Origin of the sequence: Candidatus Rhabdochlamydia sp. T3358, from assembly GCF_901000775.1 — a bacterium.
In the GTDB taxonomy this organism is placed as follows: domain Bacteria; phylum Chlamydiota; class Chlamydiia; order Chlamydiales; family Rhabdochlamydiaceae; genus Rhabdochlamydia.
This window is the reverse complement of the sequence record NZ_CAAJGQ010000001.1, coordinates 35,693-61,236: the sequence shown is the minus strand read 5'-3', so window position 1 is coordinate 61,236 and position 25,544 is coordinate 35,693. Positions and strand designations below refer to the sequence as shown.

Genomic DNA, 25,544 nt, shown 5'->3' with positions numbered 1-25,544 from the left:
ATTATCGAGTAGAGATCTCGATATTTCTTTCATTCTTATAAAAAACTCTCATTTGTTCATACACCTCTTCTTTTGAGCCAAAGTAATTTTTGCAAGAAGGAAGACTCTTTAAGAAAAGCTTACCATAGGATTTACTTAAGAGACGATGATCTAAGCATACTATGCACCCTCTATCTTGCTGTGATCTAAGCAGCCTTCCAAAACCTTGTTTAAACTGAATAATAGCTTGAGGCACACTGTATTCCAAAAAAGGGTTTTTGCCATCTTGTTTCATCGCTTCTATATAGGCCTCATGTAAAGGATCAGAAGGAACAGCAAACGGAAGTTTTACAATTATCACACATTTTAGCGCATCTCCTGGAACATCAACCCCCTCCCAAAAAGAGTCTGTAGCTAGCAACACTTGTCCTGGGGTTTGTTTAAACTTTTCAAGCAACATATGCCGAGGAAGATCCCCTTGTTTAAGTAGGGGATAGGAGCTCTGCAATCTTTGAAAACAATCGTGTAGCATCTCAAAAGAGGTAAATAGCACAAATACACTCCCTTGAGTAATCGCTATTATTTCTTCTATTGCTTGCACAATATGTAACAAAAAGTCCGGATCTGAGGGCAGAGGGATATCCTTGGGAACCAAAAAAAGCGCTTGGGTATCAAAAGAAAAAGGAGAAGGATAGATCTTTTCCTGAACTACCTTATCTATTTGATCTAGCCCTAAGGTGCGTTTTACAAAAGAAAAGCTATTTTGAGTAGTAAGCGTTGCACTACATAAAACAGCTGCATGTAAAGGAGTAAAAAATTGCTTACCCAAAAAAAGAGCTACATCTAGATTTGCATCTACATAAGTGAAACTCTGAGCTGTTCTTTCTAGCCATTGTACTCTTTTTGCGCTTGGATCATGTACACAAAATAGAGAAATTTTTTTACTCTCTTCTTCTAAACGGTTTTTAAGAGAATGCAACTCTAGTGCATGTGTATGGATCTTTTCTTCCGAGTATTGATCTAACTCTTGCTTTAAACCCTGAACGATAACAGCAAGTCCCATGAGCTCTTTTGCTAGCATACAAAGAGATGGCAGGATCTCTTCCTCCCAAATAGAGGTTTGTCTAAAGGCATCTGTAATGCGATATTTAGCATCTATTTTACTAAAACAATCATGTGTAAAAACCTGCTCTATTTGCAAACTACAAACTTTTTTTTGCCCGAGTATATCAACTTCTATTTTTTGCTGGAGCTCTAAAGAGTACCGATTCAGCCCTAAAAGATCTTTTCTAATCAGTCTACACAAAGAGCTATCTGGTTGGGTTTCTGAAAATAAACGAGATAAAAGATATAAAAGATAGCGCTTATCTAATCGCTGCGCACTGCTTTGTAGAGCAATTAATTCTAAATGGTGTGCCTCATCGACGATCAGATATTCATAAGGAGGAAGAGGAGAGTCTTTGACTTGCTGTAATCTAGATTTATAGTCAGCTAATAAAAGATGATGGTTAACAATAATAAGCTGTGATTCTAGGGCTTGCTTGCGAGCTTTGAAAAAATAGCATTCCTTGTAGTGAGGACACCTAATGTGATCACAGCTGTCTCTTTCTGCCGATACTTTATCCCAAATGGGCTGGGAAACTTTAAACGGCATTTCTGAACGAGTGCCTTCCTCAGCTGTTTTAAGTGAGGCTTGCAACAGTCTGATCTCTTGTTCAGGAAAGAACAAAATTTGTTCTTCTAATATTTTTAGTTTCTTTAAACATAGGTAATTATTCATCCCTTTTGCTAAAGAAACTTTTAGATCGATCTGCAAGGCTTTGAGTAAAAAAGGGATATCCTTACTCATCAACTGCTCTTGTAGTGCAATAGTATGAGTAGAAATCACAGTGCGTTTTTTGTGCTGAATAGCCCAATAGATTGCTGGCAATAGGTATGCTAAGCTTTTGCCGGTACCGGTTCCTGCTTCAATACAAGCAATTTCTTGAGATTGATAGGCATTGTGAATCAAAAGAGCCATTTCTTTTTGCCCAGTTCGAATTTCAAATCTAGGCAGTTTTTGTAATGGCCCTCCTTTAGAAAAAACAGCTTCAAAAAATTGCTCAGCAGAGCGAATGAACAATTTATTCCTCTTCCAATAGATCCAAGAAAGCCTGCAATTGTTTAGCACGCGTAGGATGACGCATTTTACGTAGCGCTTTTGCTTCGATTTGTCTGACACGCTCTCTGGTAACCTTAAAACGTACCCCTACTTCTTCTAAGGTTTTGGGTTTGCCATCAATAAGACCAAAACGTTCCATTAATACCGTGCGCTCTCGATCCGTCAAAGTAGCAAGCACTTCATTAATTTTATCTTTTAAAATCGCATAGCCCGTTGCTTCAGCTGGTGATTCAATAGCTGTATCTTCTAGAAAATCTCCAAATTGGCTTTCTCCTCCATCTCCCACCTCTGCTTGTAGAGAAATAGGATGTTGGGCGATTTTATAAATTTCACGCACACGCTCAGGAGTTATACCCAGTTCTACAGCGAGCTCCTCAGGAGTAGGCTCTCGACCTGTCTCCATCATGAGCTTTTTAGCTCCGCGTAAAACCTTATTAATTGTTTCTATCATATGCACAGGAATACGGATGGTTCTTGCCTGATCAGCGATTGCGCGAGTTACAGCTTGACGAATCCACCAAGTAGCATAAGTAGAAAATTTATAACCACGTCGATATTCAAATTTTTCTACAGCTTTCATCAACCCCATATTTCCTTCTTGGATCAAATCCAAAAAGGACAAACCGCGGTTGGTATATTTTTTAGCAATAGAAATCACCAAGCGCAAATTGGATTCTACCATCTCTCTTTTGGCTTCTTGACTCTTATCCATCCAACGCTGCAACATGCGAACATCTTTTTTAAACTCGTCTAACGTGCGTCCTGCAGCTAATTCACGATTTAATAATTTACGCCTTATCGCACGCAACTTCCCTGCAGCAAACTTATTTTTCTCTGCCCGAGGAATCAATTCCTGAATCTCTTTTTCCAATATGAGAAATCGCTCATAAGCGTTAAGGATCACCTCGCCAAAATCTTCAATGATATTGTGACGAAAGTGCATTCGTCTCAAATAAGCTTGAGTTCGAATACGGCACTTTTCGATTTCTTCTGCGAGTTTTACTTTATCGATTTTTTTCTCTTCTGTACTAAAGAGTTCACGCAAAAGATTTTCTAAGATTTGATCTTCTTGTCTAAGCAACATGCATAGCTTAGGAAGCACGATTACATAATTGTTTTTGTCCTCTACTTCTTTCTCTGAGATAATCTTATCGAAACGCTCTTTAGAGGAAATGAGATAGTTAGCAATGGAGATGGTCTCACGCGTTGAATAACGAAAACGCATAATAATTTTTTCTATTTGAATTTGCGCTTTCTCAATCCGCTTAGAAATTTCAACCTCTTCTTCTCTGGTCAGTAGGGGAACCGATCCCATCTCTTTCAGGTACATACGTACTGGGTCATCGGAGGTTGTCTCAGACCTCTTAGGTAATCCTTCCAGTTCCTTTGCTTCTTTTTTTCGCTCTTTTTGTCTTTCTACTTCAACTTGATTAAGGATTTGAATATCCATACCGCTTAAGAAAATTAAAACCTGGTCGATCTGTTCAGCAGAATCGAACGTCATAGGCAAAATTTCATTAATTTCCTCGTACGTGATATACCCTTGCTCTTTAGCTATAGCGACAAGTTCTTCGACTTTTTGTTGATGCTGTTGTGTAAACAAATTATTAAATGACCCTTTTGACATGTGACTCTAATTAATTTAAGTAAATTATGAATCGATTTTGATAATAATCTTTCTTATTGTCAAGCTACTCTATATTTATTATCCCCTTATAAAATTGTTTAACATCAAAAGTCTACTTTTTCTATTAAAACTGTAAATTTTTTTTTTAAAAGTAGACTACCTGCGTTATCCCCAATAAGATAAAAGTTTGTATAATTTTTTTAACAGGAAAACTTTTTCTATAGAACTCTTTTTGCGCTTTTGTTTAAGATAGAGGCGACTTTAAAATGCTACTATCGATTAAGCGGCTTAAAGCAGCAATTATTACCCACAACCTATCATAAAATAAATTTTATCTGAAAGTTTACCTTAAAAGCATTTTGACGAATTATGCTCCTTTAGGTTATATTTCTTCCATCTTTAAGTCCAAAGGAAAACTTATGGCAAATGAAAAAAAAGACAAGCAGGTAGTAAAGCGTCCTAGTGCAGAAAAACGCAATATACAAAGCAAAAAGCGCAATCTATGCAATCGCGCACTTAAAGCAAGAGTGGGTAGTGCCTCAAGATCTTTGAAAGAAGCTCTTTCTCAAAAAGATGCTTCCTCCATTCAAGAAAAACTCAATGAAGTTTATAGCTTAATGGATAAAGGAGTTAAAAAAGGGGTATTTAAAATCAATAAAGCCAGCCGTCTTAAGGCTCGCCTAAGCACAGCAGCTAAAAAAGCTTCTGTGTAAAATAAATACTTTATTTTAGTTTAAATTATTTCCTATCCTCCAAAGATACAAAAATCCGGTCATATATGGCCGGAGTTCTTTTTTTTGCCTCAAAACTAAAGCTAAAAAGCGATAAGCGTTTTCCTGGTTTTATAACAGGCTTCACATATAGGTTTTTCAGCAACAAAAATACACAAAATTTAAAGAGAACTCTCTTATCTGAATGGACGTATTTACCATCGACTTCACGCAGAATGTCTTCTAATAATATGATACGAGGATGTTGATGTTTGATGTGAAACAAACCTTCTACAGACTCAAAGTCAGCATTTTTACCTCTTAATTTTTAGACTTCTATGATAAGCAAACTTAAAAAAAATTAATCTTTTTTTTCTAATTTGCAAACCCAACCCGTCTTTTCTTTATAAAAGCGGACAAAAAAGACCAGAGGTTCGGTTTGAAATAGCTCAATCCATCCATATATAGTCGATGTAGAGATTTGAAAAGTTTTTCTAAAAAATAAACAAATGGGTCTTTCTGGAAGAAGTTGCGTTTGCGCATAAGCAATCAGCTCTTGTGTATCTAACCCTTTAGGGGCTGCATGCAGAGAATATACAAAGCGACAATACCAAGGTTGTTTAGATCTATTAGAAGGAAAAAGAAAATGCATCATAGGAAATTCAGCTGCTAAAAAAAAGGCTTTGCGAAAAGAAGCTTTTTCTAAAATCAATATTGCGGAAAAGTTTGCCTCCAAAGAAGAAAGCTCCATGCGACACGGAGAAGAGAAAAAAAAGAATATTTTTGCTAAAAGGGAAAAGAAAAATTCAGATAATCGAGAGACTAATATCAAAAAAACCAGAAGGGTAAGCGCAGCAACAGCAGCAAAGCCATTAGCAGAAGAGAGCTCTAAAAATTGACTAAATATATAAAGAAGAAGAGAAGCAATAAATACTCCTGTGAAGCTAAAAAAGTTAGCAGCTGCAATCATTTGTCCTCTTCTTTCATCTTTGCTATTGAGTTGAATAAATGTGTCAAAAGGCACAGCAAACAATCCTCCAAATGCACCAATTAAAATCAGAGAGATAACAACAAGAGGTAAACTTTTTGTAATCGATAAGAAGAAAAAATTAATGGCAATACCCAAACAGGCCACACAAGAAAGTCCTAAAGCCGTTTTATATCGAGAAAGCTTTCCTGCTAAAAAAGCTCCTGCAGCAATGCCTAAAGCAGAAACTAAAAACAAATACCCTCCTGCAATATCGCTTAAATGCAAGGTTTGGATGGCAAAAGGAATGACATTAAGTTGTGTAAAAGCGCCCACGAATAAAAAAAATGCTGAACTAAAGATGGCTGTGACTAAATGAGGTGTCAAAGAGGCAATTTTCAAAGTATAGTAAATTTCTTTTAAAAAAAAAGGATGAGCCTTTACTTTTGTCGCTTGCTCCGGTGTTTTCTTAATGCCTAAAGCAGCAAAAAAACCTCCTATCGCAATCATGAAACAAATGCATGCAACCCAAGTAAATTGACTATGGGTCTTTTCTGTTAAAAAAGAAGCTAAAAAAGTACCGAAAATAATAGCAAGATAGGATGTTGAAGTGATTAATCCATTTGCTCGAGGAACCACATGTTGAGAAACAAGCTCTGGAATCATCCCGTATTTAGAAGGACTCATTACAGCACTGTGAATAGCTAAAATAAATAAAAGGCTATAACAGAGCCAAGGAGCTTTTGCTGCAAAAGCAACAATGGCGATACCCATGGCAAGAACCTCTATTCCTTTCATAAAAACAAGCAACTTCTGTTTGCTTAAGCGATCTGCTAAAATCCCTGCATAAGAAGAAAAAAGTAAAAAAGGGATTACATAAATGGCGCCTGTTGCTGAGAGAATAGAACTTGCTTCCGCAGCTCCTAAAGTTTCAATCAGCAAGAACACCATTGTGAATTTAAAAATATTATCATTCACAACCCCTAGCGCTTGAGCCACATTTAAACAAGCTAAAGAACAACGGCCTGTTTTGGAAAAAGAGGGGATCCTTTTAAAAAGCTGTCTAAAACGCATAAAAATAGTATACTAAGATTAAAATGGATTCTTCCCATCCACTATAACAAGCTCAACAAAAGAGAGCGAGAATGAAATCTTGTAAAGAAGAGATCTCTTGTCCTTCAACTACTCTACACTGTACATTTAGCCAAGATATAGAAAGACTTGCCGATAAATTAAAACAAGATTTAATTGTTTCTTCTATTCACCCTTTTAGTAAAAAAATTATTATTACACCTAGTCAGCCTATTAAGGACTATCTCATTGACTTTTTTGCAAAAGAATTAGGAATTGTTACAGGCATACAATTTCTTTCTTTAAAGCAGGCTACCAATGAATGGCTACTGCCTTTTGGAAAAAAAATACCGGATTCTATAGAAATTTCTCTGGCATTAGAAGAGATCATCGAACAATCTTGGCAAAAAGAGGAAATGAGCAAACTCTATTCCTATATTGCTTGTGAAGAGGGATCTAAAAGAAGTAAAAGAATCATAGGTCTTAGTGATCATTTGTCTAATATATTCGAAGAATACGGTACTTATGGACTGCATTTTTTATCTACCTGGGTTAAGGAACCAGGTTGGCAACAAACATTATGGAATCAAATATTTTCTTCTCATTTCAACTGGACTTATCCCCTAGAAGCTGCTAGATTTTTGCAACCACAGAATAGATCCATTTTTGTATTTGGGTTTTCTTTTCTTCCTCTTTCTTATTTACATATACTCAAACAAACAAGTGCTCTTTTTTATTTTTTTTCTCCTTGTGAGCTTTTTTGGGAAGACGTTCACACAGATCGCGAAAGATCCTATTTACGAAAAAAACTAGCCCAAAGAGGAATCAGCATTGAGAAAAGAGAAGAACTAAATCATTACGATGCAGCAGCGCATCCTCTATTGGCTAATTGGGGTAAACTAGGAAGAGCGCTCTTAAAAAGTCTTGATCTCTTCTCTTTAACAAGTACAGAAATCTACGAATTAAAAAAAGAAAATAACAACCTACAAAAACTGCAAGAACAGATTCTTTGCTTTGAACGCACAGAGCCCATCTCCCAAGCTGATTCTTCACTGCAATTACATAGTGCCCCTACAAAACTTAGAGAAATAGAAGTTCTTTTTGACACTCTCATAACTCTTATACAAAAAACCTCTATTACACTTGATCAAGTTATCGTATTAGCTCCTGATATAACAATATATGCTCCTTATATCGAAATGATTTTTGCAAATCATCAACTTCCCTATACCATAGAAAATTTACCTATTTTTTCTAATGGAGCTACTCATGGATTTCTTCTATTAAAGAAAGTATTAGATGAAAATTTTTCTCTAAATTCTATTTATGCTTTACTAGATGAAACAATCTTTTGTGCAAAACAGGGTTGGATCTCTGGTCAGTCCAAACAAATTAAGCAATGGTTAGAAGCAGCCTCCATTCGTCAAGAAGGGGAAACTTTTAATTGGGATGCTGGTATCTCTCGTCTTTTATTAGGCATTGTTACTCTAGCCCCTTTAGAATCCTCTTGGCCCATAGATGTGATTGCTCTTACCGATATAGAGCTTTTTTCTGATTTTTTATGTGTATTTGCATCTCTACAACAAGACCTATCGTCCTTGCAATCTGAAAAAATGACTATTGGATCGTGGTTGCTCTATATAGAAACCCTTTTATTGAAGTATTTTGATGTAGAAAACGATGGGTTTTTACAAGAAATCAAACAATTACAGAAAAGGTCTCAACATTTCCCTCTTTTGCGTAGTTATGAGAGCATAGAACGTATTATGGATCGTTTACTTCATAAAAAAACCAAACTTCAAAAAACACAACATTTAAGACAGATCCACTTTCGCTCCCTGCAAGAGGGCTGTATCTATCCTTCCCAAGTGATTTGGATATTAGGAATGGATGAAGAGCTCATTCCTCGCATGCTCCAAAGCTCTTCTTTATCAGAACTAGCTCAAAACCTGGGATCAGATCATATCCCTACATGTGCAGAACAAGATCGTTATTTATTACTAGAAGCACTCTTTTCTGCTCAAAAGCATCTTCTATTCAGCTATGAGAGAATAGATTCTAAAGATCAAAAACCCAAAGGATTTTCTTTTCTTATCGAAGAACTGCAAGCCTGCGTAGCTCTGCAGATCACCGATCACCCAAACCTGCCTTTTGACTCTATCTACTTTCAAGAAAGCTCTCAGATAAAAAAATCGCAAACCGATTATCAAGCAGCTATGTCTTATTATTTTCCTAGCTCACAAAATAAGCCTTTTCTTGTACAAGATCAGACACAACCTGTAATGATTCCGACAATTGATGTAAAACAGCTGTACAAATTAGCCAAAAATCCTATTCGGTTTTTCTGTCAGGATGTCTTTCAGATATTCTTAGAAAAAGAAGAACCTGATGGTGATTTTTTATTTTCTAACTATCAAAAAGCCATTTTCACTAAGGAAGTACGCACAAAACCTTTACATGAATTGCTTGTGCAATTAGAAGCACAAGGAAAACTTCCTATGGGTTTGTTTAAAGATCTTACTCTGAAAAAATTACATGAGGAAGTAGCGCAAATGCAAGAAACCTTCTCTCGATTTGATCTACAGCTAGGCTCTCTTTTCTGTGTCAGCCTATCTTCGAGATGTAGGAAAATAGAGCAGCTCAAATGTGGCAATTGGATAGCTCCTGCTATTGAGCTGTCTTTTGAAAATCAAAAGATCCATATCACTGGGACTTTAACAGATCTATCGACAAAAGGTCTTATTTCTAAAGGGTCTAATCATTTAGAGGGTTTGATTCACATATGGCCTGTTTATCTGATTTATCTGATCCTACAACCACAAATGAACTTAAAAGCCTCCTTGCTTTCTTTGAAAGACAGCTCTTATTTATCTCTGGAAATCAAAGACCCTATTTCATCTATGCAAAAATACCTGGGCTATTTTTTTCACGCTCGTCAAACTATCTCTCCTCTGAAAACAACTTGGGCTAAAACCTTGCTTTTAGGAACTCAAAGCGATTTTGAAAAAGTTCTTACAAATGATCTTTGCCCAAATTCAGCAAGAATACAAGATGCTTATGAAAAGTGGTTAGAGCGTCGTGGATTTTATTTTGATGCTCAAAAAACTTGGAACTACTGGACCCCTATATTCAAAAATGTGTTTTTTGAACTCATTGGCTCTCTATGAAAGAATTTGATATCCTCGATCGTAATCTTCCTATATTTGGCCCTCACTTTCTGGAAGCCTCTGCTGGTACAGGAAAAACGTTTGCAATTGAGCATCTAGTTGCCAGACTCATTCTTGAAGCAAAAGATCCCATTGCTATAGAACAAATTCTAGTAGTCACTTTTACTAGAGAAGCAACTCGTGAATTAAAACGGCGCATCCGCCAGAATCTACAACGCCTTTATAAGAATATCCGAGAGAAAAGCTCAGATCTCGATTACCTAAAAGCTATTCTGGAAAAAGGCAATGCTGCGCTTTTACAAGCGCAAGAAAGAATAGAGTCTGCTCTGATCTTTTTTGATAATGCTTCTATTTATACATTGCATAGCTTTTGTTATAAACTGATCCAGGAATTTGCCTTTGAAACCCAAAATGGTTTTAATCTTAATGATCCTGATGAACACGCCTATTTATCCACTTTGCAATACGCTGTAAAACAAGTTCTGCGCACAGAGATGAAAAGTCCTTTGTATAGCCCTAATCAAGTGCATTTCTTACTCTCTCAATACAAGTTTAATCCTGAACATTTATTAAATCATTTAATGCAAGTGACCAAAGAGGATAGAAAACTAGATCCTTTTCCCTCCTTTATCGAGTTATACCAACAATTTCTCTCTGTGCTCCCTTCGTTATCCTCTGTGTGTAGTTTTAAGTTTGTAGAAGAGATCCAACAACTATCCGCTGTTTATAAGCAGATGACCGATAAAAACTATCTAAAAGAAGCTGAAGTCTGGGGAAGAATTCTAGAAACAAAAACTTGCAGCCTAGAAGAGTTTGATGCTCTGCTCACGAAGAATTCTTTCCTAGAAAAAATAACCGAATCAAATCGTAAAATACGTGCTAAAGCAGCTGTCTTTACGTATGCAGATCTATTTAAAGAACTACAAAACTATTCTTTGCCTCTTTTACAACAAGCCAAAGATCCCAAAAAAAATTTCCTAAGACTCTGCGCTTTATGCCAGGCAAAATCTCAGTTGCTTTTACAAAAAGCAGATCTGTACTTTCCTGATACAATTGTTAGCAGAGTTCATCAAGCACTCATTGAGCATCCTGAACTCAAAGAACAGATACAAAATAAATTTCAAGCAGTTATCATCGATGAATTCCAAGACACAGATAAAACTCAATGGCAACTATTTCATCAACTATTCACACCAAAAATGCAGACCTTTTGCCTTGTAGGAGATCCCAAACAATCCATCTACGCCTTTAGAAAAGCAGATCTATACACATATTTATCCGCAGCTAAAATCATAGGTAAAGATCATTTGCGTTACCTAAATACAAATTATCGAAGCTCTTTTTCTCTGATTGAAGTGCTAAATAAACTTTTAACAAAAACCAACAGCTGGATGCCCATCCCTGAGCTACAATCTTATTTAGACGTACATTCTGTTCACCCCATTAATTTAAATCTCCCTTATGTAACAGCTCCTGTGCATCTATTTGTAGCAAAAGCCACTTATCGTAAAAGAGCAAGGTGGCCAACAATCTCTACGGAAAACCAACAGCTATTTGCCTTCATTGCTCAAGAAATTAAGCAATTACAAATCCATTATCATACTCCAAAATCCAAGATCGCTATTTTAGTTAAAGATCGTTATCAAGCAGCTAGAATGGTTTCTTTTCTGAGCAGCCAAGGGATTGCTTCTAACTTTAAACGAGGGGTAGCCCTTACTCAGTCAAATGCTTACTTTGGCTTTAAAGAAATTTTAACAGCTGTATTAGATCCCACAGATTCAAGCAAAATAAAAACCGCTCTTGGAACACCAATCATTGGATGGACAGAGCAGCAATTAATCCAAGACTGGAAACATCCTTGTTTTGGCCTGGCAAAGATCCATTTCCAGGCCCTTAAAACCATTTGGGAAGAAAAAGGCTTTAGCTGTTTTTTTCACTCTCTATTGCATACTTATTTTGATCCAGATATCTCTGTTTTACAAAAGCTTCTCTCTTCTAAGCAAACAGAGCTTTATTTAGATTTAACTATACTAGCAGAAATGCTCATTGAACAAGAAATGCAAGGTTACCAAGGAATTTCACTGCTTAGAGCTTTAAACGATATACAAAACACCTTAGAAGAGGGTCGCTTTGCAACCCCTTCTCAACAAGAAGAAGATAGTGTGCGTGTAATGACTATTTTCATGAGTAAGGGTTTAGAATTTGATGCCGTATTTGCTCTTGTCTTAGCTTCTCGTCAAAAAACACCAGACTACATCGCGATCAAAGATCAACTCATTCCTTCTGATCTAGAAGATCCTAGATGCCAGCTTGCTTTAGAAGAAGCCGATGCAGAAAAAATGCGCCAATTATATGTTGCTCTTACACGTGCAAAATATCATTTGTATATTCCTGTTATTTTAGATCAGTTGCAAATACAAATACAATTAGCAGAAGCATCTCCTATCGAATTATTCTTAAGCAATTGGTTATTTCAAGAGACAAATTGGCAAAAAGCTTACACTCTGATCCCTACAATAACACAAGATTCTATTGCATCGATTATTTCTGAATTGCAACCTAATATTACCTATTCCCTTTGTACGCAGATAGAGTCTCTACCACCTTCTTCAAAAACAGTACCTCCCATTCTAATAGAGCCAGAAGGAATCTTATTGAACATCTCTTCTGAACATTGGCTCTCTTTCACTTCCATAGCGCAATTAGAAAAAAAACAAGAAAAACAGACTCATTCCTTTATAGAGCAAAATACTCTCTGCAGCATGCCGCTTGGAGCTGAAACAGGAAATATCATTCACCATATTTTAGAACAGTGCTTTAAACTACACTATCACTGTCCGATAGATTCTCATAAAATTTCTTTGCTGATCCATTCCCTTCTACAAAACACTTTATTAAAAGATTGGCAACAAGTGATTGAACAAGCAATCCTATCTATTTTAAAAGAACCTCTTCTCATCGATCAGATCTCTCTTTCCCTCTCTGAATTAACCTCTGATCAAATGCAACAAGAAATGGAATTTGTCTTTCCGATTAAAGAAGGGATGATGAAAGGCTTCATCGATCTGTGTTTTGAATACCAGGGAAAATACTATCTACTTGATTGGAAAACCAACTATCTAGGTCCTGATGAAACCCATTATTCTGAAGAAGAGCTAATCACAGAAATGAATCGCTGTAATTATCTTTTGCAAGCATCTATTTATGCTACAGCCCTTAAGAAACATATACAACTCTTTGATCTCAGTCCTTTTGAAGCTGTATTTGGAGGAGCCATTTATTACTTCATCCGAGGCAAAAAATTCTATCACTTTTATCCCACCTTTATGGAATAGCTATGTTACCCGATAAAAATCATTTCTCACATTGGCCTCTTCTTGAATCTCTTTTAGAACAGGGGGTTTTCTGTTATTTAGATCTATACTTTGCAAAAAAAATACTCCCATCTGGACCTGAAAACCAGGCTCTTTTACTTGCTATTCTCTTTTCTATCTCTCGTCAAGGTCACCTTAGCTTACATCTAGAAAATAGTTCTCTACAAAAACAACTTCGTGCAATTGGCCTTGTAGATATATCACAAGAGCTTATTTTTTCTGCTTTAATCACTCTTCCAGATATACTTATCGATCGAAATGGGCAAGACATACATAAATTGGTCTGTCTAGACAACAACTATCTGTACCTACAGAAGTATCGAGTACAAGAGAATCAAATTCTTTCTTCTTTACTTAACCTATTAGAAAACAAAAAATCTCTTTATGAATCTCCTAAACAATTAATCAACAAGCTAAACCTAGAGCAGAAACAAGCGGTTCTCTCAGCCCTTACCCATTCTTTTTCCCTAATTATCGGAGGGCCAGGTACAGGGAAAACATTTACAGCGGCGCAAATTATCTTGCAAGCATGCACGCAAAAAGATAGTCGTATTCTGCTTACAGCACCCACTGGTAAAGCTGTTGCTCAACTAGAGAATAGTCTACAAAAAACCTTGCCTTCCCTATCTTGGCAATCTGGGACCCTGCACTCTATTCTTAACAAAGCCCAAAAACAAAATATCCCCTTACTTGCAGACATCATTTTAATCGATGAAAGCTCTATGATCGATGCTTCTTCATTTGCAAGACTGCTCCCTCTTATACGAACAGATTCTCATGTAATTCTCATTGGAGATCAAAATCAATTACCCCCCGTGGAATCAGGCAGTATTTTTGCAGATCTAGTGGAAATAGCCCCCTTTTTACAGATCCCCTTAACAGAGCTAAAAAAAGTTTTACGCTCAGACTCTCCTGCTATTTTACAATTTTCACAGGCTATTTGTAGGTCAGATACAAAAAAAGCCACACAATTATTACAAGAACAGAAAATCAAATGGATAGATTCAAAGGATGGATTGTCCTATGAAAAAATCTGGGGCCTCTGCCAAAAAAAAATCCCCCCTTATAGTTTTAGCTCACCTCCTAATCCGCATCAATTGATCCCTTACATCGATTGTTTTCGCCTGCTCTCTTGTATGCGCCAAGGACCGCTTGGTGTAGATGCCCTCAATCAATTTCTATTGAAAAAAACTTATCAAAGCACCCCTTTACAAAACCTATGGGTTTTTCCCATTCTCATCCAACGCAATAGTCCAGATCAAGATCTCTACAATGGAGACTCTGGTATTCTAGTTCGGCAAAAAACTACTTCTGTAATCGATAAACAACTTAAAAGCGCCGATTACGCTCTCTTTTACAATCGTCAGGACAAACAAGAGTATCGTAAAATAGACGCCTTAGCCCTACCAGCTTTTGAAGCAGGTTATTGCCTCTCTGTTCATAAAAGCCAAGGTAGTGAATGCGATGAAATTATCATTGTACTTCCAACAGGCTCTTCTGTCTTTGGTAGAGAAGTTCTTTATACAGCCGTTACACGCGCTAAAAAAGAAGTGTGTTTGATTACCTCTATGCAAACACTCACAGAGACACTAAACCATAGTTCTTATAAGGTTTCTGGCTTAAAGGCTCGCGTAAAAGCTTTTATTCCTGGAAAAACTTCCTTAAACTCTCTGGAAGAACAGGGCAAACCGTCTTTGGTTTTTTAAAAATCTTGCCTCTTATTTTAGCAATAAAATCATAGCCAGCATTAGTTATACAAAGAGGTATGCAACGGATGAGATAGCTTAAAAGTTTCCAGCCTTTTCCTAAAGAACGTAAAATATATAAGATCGCCTCTGTTTTAAAATAGATCCTATCCTGTTTTTTATCATATACCATGATACTATCTGGGATGGTCTCTATGTTTTTAGCCTTAGCAAGATTGCAAAAGGTTTTCCCTTTTATCGGGGAAAACAGGAAAGGTGTTTGCATTCTTAACAAGGTAAATCGCACAAAAAAATGACACAAGCCACAACTACCATCATAAAAAACCCTTGGGAGTTCCTCAAATAGATCTTGATGCATATTTCTTCTTTTAAAGAGTTTCATTCATCTTAGCGTAACGTATAAATGAAAATGAACAGAAAGAATTTTTTTATGAAGAAAAAGGCCCTGTAATTACAGGGCCTTTTAAAGATTTAAAAACCGTAGATCAATTCTACTTCTAATTGTCTAAAACGACGGTAAGGACCAATATGCTTATTCAGCGAAATGGATTGCATCCAGCTGAGCTGAATGTCAATCTGATTGGTAAATAAATAATCCAAGGTCATTTGATATCCTTGATAGTTTACATTACCGCCTGCTGTCTTTATCGTATTAAGACCACCTTTACCATCTAGTTTTACAGTATAAAACCCAACAGAAGATGCATTTCCTGTACCAATTCCGGACACATCAAAATCAGGCACGCATTGTGCAGCAAGAAGCTGCCCGTTAATATCAAAAGCCCAGTCGCCTTTTTTCTTAAGCTCTCCCATGGAGACTCCTAAATAAGTACCCCAGTTTGCTTTTTGATTATCTGTAATCGGCAACTTTTGCGCTTTGTGATTGTATAAACCACCTAAGTAAATTTGCACTGGTTTCTTTGAACAAAAGGCATTAAATCGATATCCAATAATTAATTGAGAAACAATAAAATCAAAACGTTGTTTATCAATAGAGTCGGTAAACTTCTTTGTATCCCAATCAATAACGGAATATTTGGTATAAAAACCGGTTTTAAAGAGATTGAGAAGCCCGATTTCTCCTACGTAACCAAACTGTTCTTTCCATTCGTTAACAAGAAAAACACCTGCGTGTAAGTAAGCGCTTCCAATAGGATCGATATTATGGCCATACTTAAACCACACACCATCAAAAAACGAGTTGAACTCTACTTTTGAATCAAGCATAGAAGACATGCGGCGACGTCCCAACTCGACATCTAGGCCCCAATTGCTTCGATCAAAAATGCGATAACCCCAAATAGCTCTTTCTAATTTTAGCTTATTTAAAGTTCCACTTATGATTCCAGCTTCGTTATCAAATTCTAATTTCACAGCTGCCCATGAACGATCTGTTCGATAGTCAAACATCAAATTTACTTCAATATCAAAACCATTAGAAGGAATAGGCAGTCCATCACTACCAAATACAACTCCGTTAGGTCCTCTTTGATTTACACCATTTGCAGTTTCATGCGTATGTTGAAATTCTGTACGGACCTCTCCACTGATGGATAAAGCTCCACCTGACTCTTTAATAGTCACTTGGCGCTTTGTATTGATCCAATCGCGCAATGCACCAATATCTCTTTGATCAAGATCATCTGCTTCATCAATGGTTGCTGCCATCGCAGAAGACGCAACAACTATCGTGCTTAAAAGAAACAAGCAGCATTTCAAACCTAATTTCATCATTGGCTCCAGATTAATTTTTTATATAGGGGGTAAATATTCAAGGAATTACTAGGAAAAATCTCAAAAATACCCAACATAAGATCAGCTGATTAATAGGGAAAATTAAAAACAATCACAGGATTTTATAAAGGGAGTCTTAATTTATTTCAAAGAAAATAGATGCAACACCATTAAAATTTGCTATTGCTGATAAAGTACAAGGGAATTCATGAAAGATAAGGGATCTTCCATGAGATAAGAAAAGATGATATAGCTCAAAAGCATTTTTAGAAAGGGTTTTTTTCATAGTATTAGAAAAAATAGGTTATCTTTTACGCAAATTAGCTCCACAGGTAACTGAAAGAGGCTTTCTGCTAGAAAAAAATAAACTTTACTTGTTATTCTTTAGCACAATTAAATATAGGTTTTAACTTATGAAAAGCTTTTTTCTCATTTCTATCTTTTCTTTCTCTTTTATCTATTCTCATCTCAAGACAACCCATGAGGATCTTGTTTGTCGAGCAGCGATTGATATTGGGTCGGGAAAAATTGGAATTCTAGTAGCCGAAGTAAATACAAAAACCAATAAGATTGCACGTGTGCTATTTTCTGATATAGCTAAACTTCCCTTGCGTTTAAGCCTTGAAAAGACAGGGGAATTTAACGAAGAGATCCAAAAAAAACTTCTTAAAACCCTTCAAGAATTTAAAAAAAAAGCATCTGTTTATTGCCCTCAATCCTATTTTGCCATTGCAACAGAGGCCTTTCGCCTTTCAAAAAATGGCAAGGAAGTTGCGGATAAAATCCATGAAGAATTTGATATCCCTGTTGCCATTATTTCTCAAAAAGAAGAAGGAGCCTTAGGATTTTTAACCGCTGTAAGCATAGCTGAGCTCGATCCAGAAAATGCCATTGTTTACGATCAAGGAGGAGGTAGCTTTCAAATGACCTACAAAGAGGGAGATTCCTATATTACTTATGAAGGGAAAGTAGGAAAAGTTGTTTCTAAATTAAAATTATTAGAAATTCAAAAAAAGGATTTTGAAGAATCTTTTAGCCCCAATCCTGTTTCAAAAGCTGAAGCGACACAAGGGATAAAATGGGTTCAAGACCAAATTGCAGATATTCCTGAAACTCTCCTGCAAAAAATCAAAATAAATTCTTTTCGCGTAAAAGGAATAGGAGCTCATCCCCAAGTCATACTTGCAAAACATGCAACTTATGACATCCATAACGTTTCTTCTCATTTAGAGAAAATGGTCGACTTAACAGACGCATCTATCATCTCTACATATCCTCCCATCTCATCTGATTTTCATGCCACCGCACTTGTAGAACTTATGTTAACTTATAGTGTGATGGATCAATTTGGGATCCAAACGATCGATTATGTGCCAACTTTAGGAGGGAATACATCTGGCCTTCTTATTTCCCAAAAATATTGGGAATAAGAACACTCATAACAAACTTGGATCCACTACAACATGTTTGATTTTTTTACGATTCCATGTATAGACAATATGTATTTTTTCATCTTTGGTTTGAATTATGCTTGGATAAGAATATTCGCCTGGGTTTTCTTCTAAAACCAATTTCATTTCCCAAGTCTTTCCTTCATCATTTGAAATAGCAACATTTAAAGGGAATCGATCTTCTTTGGAATGATTATAAACCAAAGCCACCCGGTCATCTATAAGACGTACTGCATCAATGCCGGAATTTGGGTTAGGAAGATCAATTGGTTGAGCAGCACTCCAAGTTTTTCCTCCGTCATAGGATTCTGCAGAGCAAATATGCCCAATCTGATATGACCTAGCAAGAAGTTTGATCACTCCATCTTTTGTAAGAAACAAAGTGGGTTGAATGATTCCAAACAATTGGGAGTTAACATTGATAGGTGTACTTTTACTCCATGTATGACCAGCATCAGATGTAATATCAACCCAACAACCCCACAGCTTCCAACTTTCTATAGAGGATCCACAGAGAAGGGTTCCATCCGCTAACAAAAGAGGTTTGTTTTTTACAGGCCCAATAACTCCTGCAGGCAACATCTGAGCTTCTGTCCAACTTTGACCCTCGTCGTAAGAGCGTTTTAAAAGACTAGACCATTGTTGAGGGTTTCTTCCTGCTCTATAAAACAAGATAACTTCCTTATTTGGCATAGTAAATAGAACGGGGTTCCAAGAAGGTATGTCTTTTTCTAACGCAATTTTTTTAGGGCAGCTCCATTCTTGATTTAGAACAGACAACCAAATCGCTACATCGTTTGCCCCTTCATTAGTACCTCCAAACCAAGCACAAAGAAGCGCTCCTGAATCGGTTTGAGTTAAAGTTGCAGCATGACAGGAGGCAAAAGGAGCATCCTGAAAAATAAATTCTTGTTTAATGATGCAAGAAGGTGTTGCTTGTAATAATAAAGAAAAAGCAATCATAAAGAAAAAACACCCACATTTTTTTATTATCTGTTTCATTTTTAAACTCTCTAAAAATTAGACAACAATTCTCCAAGAATAAAAGATTTTTGTCTAACTATAAACTCACATCTACACTTACGGCAAATGCCTTTTCATGAAAAAAACGTGCTTCAAAAATTACAATCAAATCCACATCTACTAAAATAATCTTCTGCAAAAGACCTTGACAATTGATTTTAAAAATGCGTTAGTATGTATAAAACCCGTATAAATTAAGGGATTTATACATGCATATAGCAAAATCAACACTTTTTGAGATTGCTGAAAGTCAACAAGGATATTTCACTTTTAAGCAAGCCATTGCAGCTGGATTTAACGATAAGAATCATAGATATCATGTCCAAAACGGCGACTGGATTAAAGTTCTTAGAGGAATATACCGATTATCCAACTATCCAGTAGGGGAAAGAGAAGAATTGGTTCTATGGTTTCTATGGTCGCAAAATCGATTAGGTATTCCTCAAGGAATATACTCTCATTACACAGCCCTTGATCTTTATGAGCTTTCTGATTACATGCCTTCAAAATTACATATGACTGTCCCTATAAGCTTCAGAAGAACGATAAAAATTCCTGAAATTTTAATTTTGCATAGAAAAAAGCTACAATCTTTTGAGATTGTAACAAAACAAGGTTATAAAGTTACAACACCACTAAGAACGCTGATTGATGTGATAGAGGATAATGTATTAGCTGAAGAGTTACTAGTTCAAGCTGTTCAGGATGCTAAGAAAAAAGGATTAATTACTAAACATGCAATTGACCAAATAAATCAAACGCATTTTTCTGAAGTTAAAGAAAAAATATTGAATATTATGGAGGTCAGAAATGAATAAACTGTTCAAAACAGCAACAGCTTTTCGAAAAAGTCTTGAAAGTAGGTTAATGAATATTTCACAAGAAACCAAGGTTGATCTTCAGAGGCTAAGAAGAAAAGTTGCTTTTGATCGCTTATTAGCTCATATTTTTACAAATGACATCAATACATGGATTTTGAAAGGCGGCTATGCTTTGGAACTAAGATTTGCGCACGCACGCGCTACAAAAGATATAGATCTAACCATGCCTGTGCAATCTTATAGTGAATTTGAGGCAGAAACACTTATGACAATGTTACAGCATGCGTCTGAAGCTAAACTTGAGGATTATTTTACATTTGCCATTGGCTCTGCTATGCAGGAACTTAGTGGTACTCCCGAAGGTGGCTTTCGATTTCCAGTTTCTACAATCATAGATGGACGGATATTTGTGAAGTTTCATATAGACATTGGAGTCGGAGACATCCTAGTGGAGCCTACAGAAGTAATTACAGGAGAAGATTGGTTAGAATTTGCAGAAATCGCTCCAGCCAAAATCTATGCAATTTCAAAAGAACAACAATTTGCTGAAAAATTGCATACATATACATTTCCACATGCCAATCGTTTCAACACTCGTGTCAAAGACCTAGTAGCATGTTACTCTTGGTTCGGGAAGAATCTATTAATGAGGCAGTAGTGAATGATAATTTACAGAAAGTATTTCAAAGAAGAAACACTCACAACTTACCCGATTTATTTCCTCCCCTCCTAATGATTGGATGGCAAAATTTGATTTGCTTGCAAAGGAATGCAAAATGAAAGAAACTCTCGATCAAGCGGTTGAAATTCTTGATCAATTCTATCAAAAATTGCTACTTAATAAAGACAAGGTCTCAAATATTGCAATGTTTTCTTAAATTTCTCTATTAATTAGGAACTTCCTAAAAACTCACATCCGCACTTACAGTAAATGCCTTTTCATGAAAAAAACGCGCTTCAAAATTGCAATCAAATCCACGTTGATTGGTGAGACCACAACCTAAAACCAAACCAAACAGATGCTGGCTTTTAAAAGAAAAATACCCTTTGGGAAAAACAGGGAGTGGGGGAAGATGCCGGAGCTTTCCTTGAAAATCTGCACATTGTAGAGCGATATAAGGGATCAAATAAGAAAAGCGCTGGTAGAGCCCCATGCTCACTTGCCATTCATAACAAAACATCTTTGTTTTTTGAGGAAGATAGGATTCTTGATCTACTAAAATGGCATAAAGATCAGGACGCACAGCTCTATAACTTGCTGCAAGTCCCACTTGTGTGTCTCCCCAATAGACCAGAATAGCTCTTCCCCCACCACCCCACGCAAAATGACTATGGGACTTGTAAGAGATATCAGGCCCCTGAGGATAAAGACGCTGTGTAAACTCTGCATGCGTTTTCCCCAGTTCAAAATAAAGGTCCAAACGCTGGTTGATAGATGCTGTAAATGTCCCAAAATTACTAGTGAGCTTTGCCTTAGGCATGTTTTTAACCTGCAGAGCATTTTGACGCAGAACTTTAAGTTTGCGATTCTGCACATGATCATACTCATAACCCATCTTGATCCTAAGCCAAGACTCTTTTGATAAAAAAAGCCCTTCTTCAGGAATACCAGGTGAGCCAGGGTTGCCTGTATACAAACCAAAGCCACTATTACAAATAAGTAGACCGCTTAAAAATAGATAAATTTTTTGCATAGTCTCAAATTATCTAATATATACTACAGGAATGCAAGACCAAAAGATGCTCTACATCACCGAGCACCATGGGTTTTGATTCTCTGTCTTTTCTGCATGAAGCAGATCTATACCTCTTTGCCAGTTCTGAGCACTTGCTAAAGAAACAGGGCTTTGTCCATTGTAGGTTCGATTTCTGTCCGCTCCACGGTTTAAAAGCTCCTCTAACAATTTCTCCATCTCCATTTCAATCGCAAAATGAAGAGCTACTTTCCCACCACGCCAAGAGGCTTCTAAATCCACTTTACCTGTTTTTACAAGAAGTAAAGCCATTTCTTCATGACCGTTATGGATAGCGCTCATGAGGACATTCCATCCATGCATGGGCTTTATCGAAAGATCTGCCCCAACTTCCAAAAGCATTTTTACACAAGGAATCCAATTTTTCTGTACAGCTAGGTATAACGGTGTTTCTCCGTTTAAAGCAGGGATATTTAGTAGGCTTTTTTCTGCATTTAAGAGAAGCTCTAGATTCATAAGATTTCCAACCGCTGCTGCGTAATGCAGCGCTGTCCAGCCTTGAGAATCTTTGATAAGAAGATCAACTTTTTTATCGATAAGGGCTTTTAGGAAAAAAGAAGAATCAGCTGTTGCTGCATAATGAATGGCACTTTTTCCAAATGCACTTAAGCGATTCCAATCGATAATCTCTTTTTCTATCTCTCTAAAAACTTCTTCATTAGATTCCTCAATAGCTTGAATCACAGATAAAAATGTTTCATCTGATGAGTTCTTTACAGGAGACATTAACATCATCGTGTTATAAGGAATGCCATGGCTAGATACAGGGAAGGAATCTTCTATGGGCAGTTTGAATAAACGCCCAGACTCCTCTTTCAAGACAAGAAATTCTTCACTCTCTAACGAAGATAGCTTTTTGGCATGGGTTTTCAAAATCTGAGCTGCTAAAGGACTTTGTTTGGATTCTGTATCTTCAAGCCTTGGCTCATATCCTCCAAAAACATTTGCAAATTCTCCATTAGGCTTTTTCTCTCTGATATCAAGTCTATTATGCTCCAAATCAAAGAACCATTTTTCTGCACTAACAAGAGTATTTAATGGGTCTTGCACCCAAAGAGAAAGCTTTTTAAGTACTTTTTGTTTTTCTTCGAGGGCTTGAACTCGTTTTTGTTCTGCTTGAAGAAGGATTAAATGATCACTATAAGGGGATCTTTTCTGCTTTTCCATGGATTCTAAAATAGAATTTGCAACAGAATCCTTAGCTAAATCGATACGTACAAGAAGATTAGATTTGGATAGTTTTTGATAAGGATGTTTTTTAATTTTTAGATTGACAAAAGTCTTTTCCACACGTTTTTCTATAGAAAAATAGCTTTCTTTTAACGAAGTCAACATCGTAGTAGCAAACTGCTCCAATTCTTCTTGAGAGAGCTGTCCATCAGAACGCTCTTTTACAGATGAATCCTTCAAAAGGTGTACAAAGATCGCTTTTGCTTGTTCTTTTTGAGAAGCATCTTCTCGCTCTGTTTGGAAAAGTTTCATGAGGATATTTCTTTCTTCAATGTATAAACTTTTCAAAATACCCGCTGCATTAAATTCAACAAAAGGGCCTCGTGCATAAGGAATCGGTGAGAAAATAGGCGGACAAACTTTTTCTTTTCCTAAAATGGTGTTTTCCTTAAACCGAGGAACTTTATCACCTTCTTGCAAGGTCCTATAGTAACTGGAAAAAAAATTCATCATCTTTGCAGCTTCTAGCCATTTTTTTACTTCTGGCAGAGTAAACCCTACTTCCTTGATTTCCCTACATAGTATCCCACAAGCTTTATCCAAAAGATTGAAATAGGCTTCCTCCTCTTCTCCATCTGGTGTCCCTTCCAAAGTGTGAATCAAATCCACATCTGAATCAATTACAAAGAGATTCTCTGCTTTATTAATCTCTTTTTGCTTACCAATAATCCTACAAGAAATATTTACCGGAAACCTTGACATGGAAGCTAACTGTTCTACAGAAATCCCTTCTTCTTTTGCTAAATTTCGTAAGATATCATCAAAACTTGCAAATTTACTCTGAATGGGAAAGCTATGCGCTCTCAAAAATCTCTCGCCGGTTTTAGGATCATTATACCAATTCTGGACAAATTCTTCTTGGAACAATTGACCTGACCAAAATCCTTTAAGGTGATAATCCAGCATGGCAATCACATAGCCAACATAGGTGTTTTGATATTCAGGATGAATAATAGGATAAAGCTGGTAATCTGTGTTCATATTAAGACTGAAAAAAGGGATCGTATCATGGATATAAACTCCTCTTGCAATTTCTTGTGCAATCTGTAAAACATCCTCCTGGCTTAAGAGATTTTCTCCTTCTGTTGCAGGTAGAAAGAACATATACTCATCATAAACTCCCTCCTCTAATTCCTTCAGAAGATCCAAAATAATGCCGGTCTGATGACGCACCCCTCCTACATCTCTAGCAGGAAATCTTAACTCCACAGAATGTGGCTTCCAAGGATTTTTTATGACCGATTTATTGTAAACCTCTGTTAGACGATCGGCTTGTACTCGTTCTTGGAAGGTGAACTTATCGTAAGTGCGGAAGTTTCTTGATTCTACTTGGCCTCCTGCTTTCTTATTATTATCTACCCATTTTCTCCATGGTTTATCACGCCCTCCATTGATAATAAGCCCATTTCTAACCTGCGCCCAAGCTCGATACCCATCTGGCATAATCTTAGAATATAGCTCTACTCCAAAGTTATTTATAGATTCTCTATTAGAGGGATCAGAAACAGCTGCACGAATATAGGCTCGATTTTTTGGGGTATCTTCAGTAAAATGACCTCCTTCTTTTTTTCTCCTAAACATATGACTAAGTCTTACTGGATTTTCATCAAATGTAGTGGGAGGAACCCATGAAGCAGGTGGTTGTGGATTGAGAGATTTTGCAGCTACTTGTGCTATTTTTTGATCATCTCCAGCTGCTTTCAAATGCGGAAAAACAACAAGTTTTTTTTGTTCAGGAATATAAGCTAAATCTATTTGCAAATCTTGCAATCTTTTAAGATTTTTCAAAGAAATGGGCTTGGCAGTACAAGAATTGATAATTTTATCGGAAGAAATGCATATGATTTTTCCATCCGAGTGAGATACTATACCAAGGAGTGTTCCATTTTTTAGAGCCCATAACCTAGAATGATTGTCTTGGTAATCAGTAGTTTCATTGGAGATAGGAAGCATTCCTTTGAATAGAGAAATGAGCTTTTGAGAACGGTCTGATAACTTTTGATCAGAAGAAAAAGAGGAATTTGTTTGAAGAGATGAATCCCTAAAAGAGATAGGCGATGTCATAGAAGTTTTTCCTGTTTAATTAAAAAAAATACGGTTACCCTACTTTCCACGGAGAAAGTTTAATCAGATGCATTAAAATCATTATCAGACCAATTAAAATTATCTTTGCTCTCATAATCATCTGCGACTTCTTTAACCATCTCCTGCCAAATTGCCCATTCCGTTTTATGATTTTCAGGAGATTTTCTCATAGACTCTAGCAGATCGGCTGCATATGCAATCTCGAAATTGCAACGCTCATTAAAAATTTTACAAAATTCTATAATGCAAGAGAAAATTTCAGGTAAAGTAAGTTGCAGCGTTCTTTGCTCTTCCTTTGGAATATGCAATACAAGACGTATTGCTTCATTCCATTCAGAATGACAATCATAAGTAGAACAGACTTCTATAAAGAAAAAAGAATAAAGTCCCGACTTTTGCTCTTCCTTTATCACTTTGGGTTCCACTAAAGGCCAAATGCCGAGAAGAAAAAATATATTAATATGGAATGCTTGCCCTACAGAAAATGTTTCTGGTATTTGCTTTGGGGTTTCCATATCACTACTCCACTTGTAGTTGTTCCTTTTACAGAACAATATTTTAATCCTAAACGAATCAAGAGATGAAAAGATAGCACATTGAAACACAAAAAGTCAAATTGTTTTTTTACTTTGTTAATGCAAAATTAAAATGCTCTTTAAGAAACTTCTATGCGTATTGAACTGG

The 25,544-nt window shown here is 36.5% G+C and carries 16 protein-coding genes; 7 read left to right on the top strand and 9 right to left on the bottom strand.

Going from position 1 to position 25,544, the window contains the following annotated elements:
• Position 1: 1 nt before the first annotated feature.
• Both RHTP_RS00285 and RHTP_RS00280 read right to left on the bottom strand, forming a co-directional pair.
• Positions 2-2,101: an ATP-dependent DNA helicase gene (locus RHTP_RS00285; protein WP_138106049.1), complete on the bottom strand. Its 2,100-nt coding sequence runs from the start codon at positions 2,099-2,101 to the stop codon at positions 2-4.
• A 1-nt stretch (position 2,102) separates the two neighbouring features.
• A complete protein-coding gene (locus tag RHTP_RS00280; protein WP_138106048.1) occupies positions 2,103-3,767 on the bottom strand; it encodes an RNA polymerase sigma factor in 1,665 nt (554 codons plus the stop codon).
• Between the two features lie 419 nt (positions 3,768-4,186).
• Here RHTP_RS00280 and rpsT point away from each other — a divergent pair, with 419 nt between their 5' ends.
• The gene (gene rpsT / locus RHTP_RS00275) at positions 4,187-4,480 is read left to right on the top strand and encodes a 30S ribosomal protein S20 (protein ID WP_138106047.1); all 294 of its coding nucleotides are present in this window, start codon (positions 4,187-4,189) and stop codon (positions 4,478-4,480) included.
• A gap of 358 nt (positions 4,481-4,838) precedes the next feature.
• On the opposite strand, the gene RHTP_RS00270 is transcribed toward rpsT, so the two are convergent.
• Positions 4,839-6,518 (bottom strand): MFS transporter, encoded by a 1,680-nt coding sequence (locus RHTP_RS00270; protein WP_138106046.1) that lies wholly within the window; start codon positions 6,516-6,518, stop codon positions 4,839-4,841.
• 71 nt (positions 6,519-6,589) lie between these two features.
• Between RHTP_RS00270 and RHTP_RS00265 the strand changes: the two genes are divergently transcribed.
• From RHTP_RS00265 to recD, 3 genes are read left to right on the top strand one after another with little or no spacing between them, the layout of a single operon-like run.
• Positions 6,590-9,682 carry an exodeoxyribonuclease V subunit gamma gene (locus RHTP_RS00265; protein ID WP_138106045.1) on the top strand — a complete coding sequence of 1,031 codons (3,093 nt, stop codon included), beginning with the start codon at positions 6,590-6,592 and terminating at the stop codon, positions 9,680-9,682.
• On the top strand, positions 9,679-13,017 hold the full coding sequence (locus tag RHTP_RS00260) for a UvrD-helicase domain-containing protein (protein WP_138106044.1): 3,339 nt from the start codon (positions 9,679-9,681) through the stop codon (positions 13,015-13,017). The genes RHTP_RS00265 and RHTP_RS00260 overlap by 4 nt, the downstream gene beginning before the upstream one ends.
• A 2-nt stretch (positions 13,018-13,019) precedes the next feature.
• The gene (gene recD / locus RHTP_RS00255) at positions 13,020-14,762 is read left to right on the top strand and encodes an exodeoxyribonuclease V subunit alpha (protein WP_138106043.1); all 1,743 of its coding nucleotides are present in this window, start codon (positions 13,020-13,022) and stop codon (positions 14,760-14,762) included.
• Here the strand turns inward: recD and RHTP_RS00250 are convergent.
• On the bottom strand, positions 14,698-15,120 hold the full coding sequence (locus RHTP_RS00250) for a thiol-disulfide oxidoreductase DCC family protein (protein WP_171005676.1): 423 nt from the start codon (positions 15,118-15,120) through the stop codon (positions 14,698-14,700). The genes recD and RHTP_RS00250 overlap by 65 nt on opposite strands.
• A 113-nt stretch (positions 15,121-15,233) precedes the next feature.
• Positions 15,234-16,493 (bottom strand): hypothetical protein, encoded by a 1,260-nt coding sequence (locus tag RHTP_RS00245; RefSeq protein ID WP_138106041.1) that lies wholly within the window; start codon positions 16,491-16,493, stop codon positions 15,234-15,236.
• Between the two features lie 416 nt (positions 16,494-16,909).
• Between RHTP_RS00245 and RHTP_RS00240 the strand changes: the two genes are divergently transcribed.
• A complete protein-coding gene (locus tag RHTP_RS00240; RefSeq protein ID WP_138106040.1) occupies positions 16,910-17,926 on the top strand; it encodes a Ppx/GppA phosphatase family protein in 1,017 nt (338 codons plus the stop codon).
• Positions 17,927-17,932: 6 nt separating this feature from the next.
• On the opposite strand, the gene RHTP_RS00235 is transcribed toward RHTP_RS00240, so the two are convergent.
• A complete protein-coding gene (locus RHTP_RS00235; RefSeq protein ID WP_138106039.1) occupies positions 17,933-18,949 on the bottom strand; it encodes a sialidase family protein in 1,017 nt (338 codons plus the stop codon).
• 230 nt (positions 18,950-19,179) lie between these two features.
• Between RHTP_RS00235 and RHTP_RS00230 the strand changes: the two genes are divergently transcribed.
• A complete protein-coding gene (locus RHTP_RS00230) occupies positions 19,180-19,788 on the top strand; it encodes a type IV toxin-antitoxin system AbiEi family antitoxin domain-containing protein (protein ID WP_138106038.1) in 609 nt (202 codons plus the stop codon).
• Entirely contained in the window at positions 19,781-20,449 is a 669-nt protein-coding gene (locus RHTP_RS00225) for a nucleotidyl transferase AbiEii/AbiGii toxin family protein (RefSeq protein ID WP_138106037.1), read from the top strand. The genes RHTP_RS00230 and RHTP_RS00225 overlap by 8 nt, the downstream gene beginning before the upstream one ends.
• Positions 20,450-20,693: 244 nt before the next feature.
• On the opposite strand, the gene RHTP_RS00220 is transcribed toward RHTP_RS00225, so the two are convergent.
• Genes RHTP_RS00220 through RHTP_RS00210 form a run of 3 tightly spaced genes read right to left on the bottom strand, consistent with a single transcriptional unit; the run spans position 20,694 to position 25,375 of the window.
• Positions 20,694-21,485 carry a hypothetical protein gene (locus tag RHTP_RS00220; protein WP_138106036.1) on the bottom strand — a complete coding sequence of 264 codons (792 nt, stop codon included), beginning with the start codon at positions 21,483-21,485 and terminating at the stop codon, positions 20,694-20,696.
• 51 nt (positions 21,486-21,536) lie between these two features.
• Positions 21,537-24,839 (bottom strand): ankyrin repeat domain-containing protein, encoded by a 3,303-nt coding sequence (locus RHTP_RS00215; RefSeq protein ID WP_138106035.1) that lies wholly within the window; start codon positions 24,837-24,839, stop codon positions 21,537-21,539.
• Between the two features lie 59 nt (positions 24,840-24,898).
• Positions 24,899-25,375 (bottom strand): hypothetical protein, encoded by a 477-nt coding sequence (locus tag RHTP_RS00210; RefSeq protein ID WP_138106034.1) that lies wholly within the window; start codon positions 25,373-25,375, stop codon positions 24,899-24,901.
• Positions 25,376-25,544: the final 169 nt, after the last annotated feature.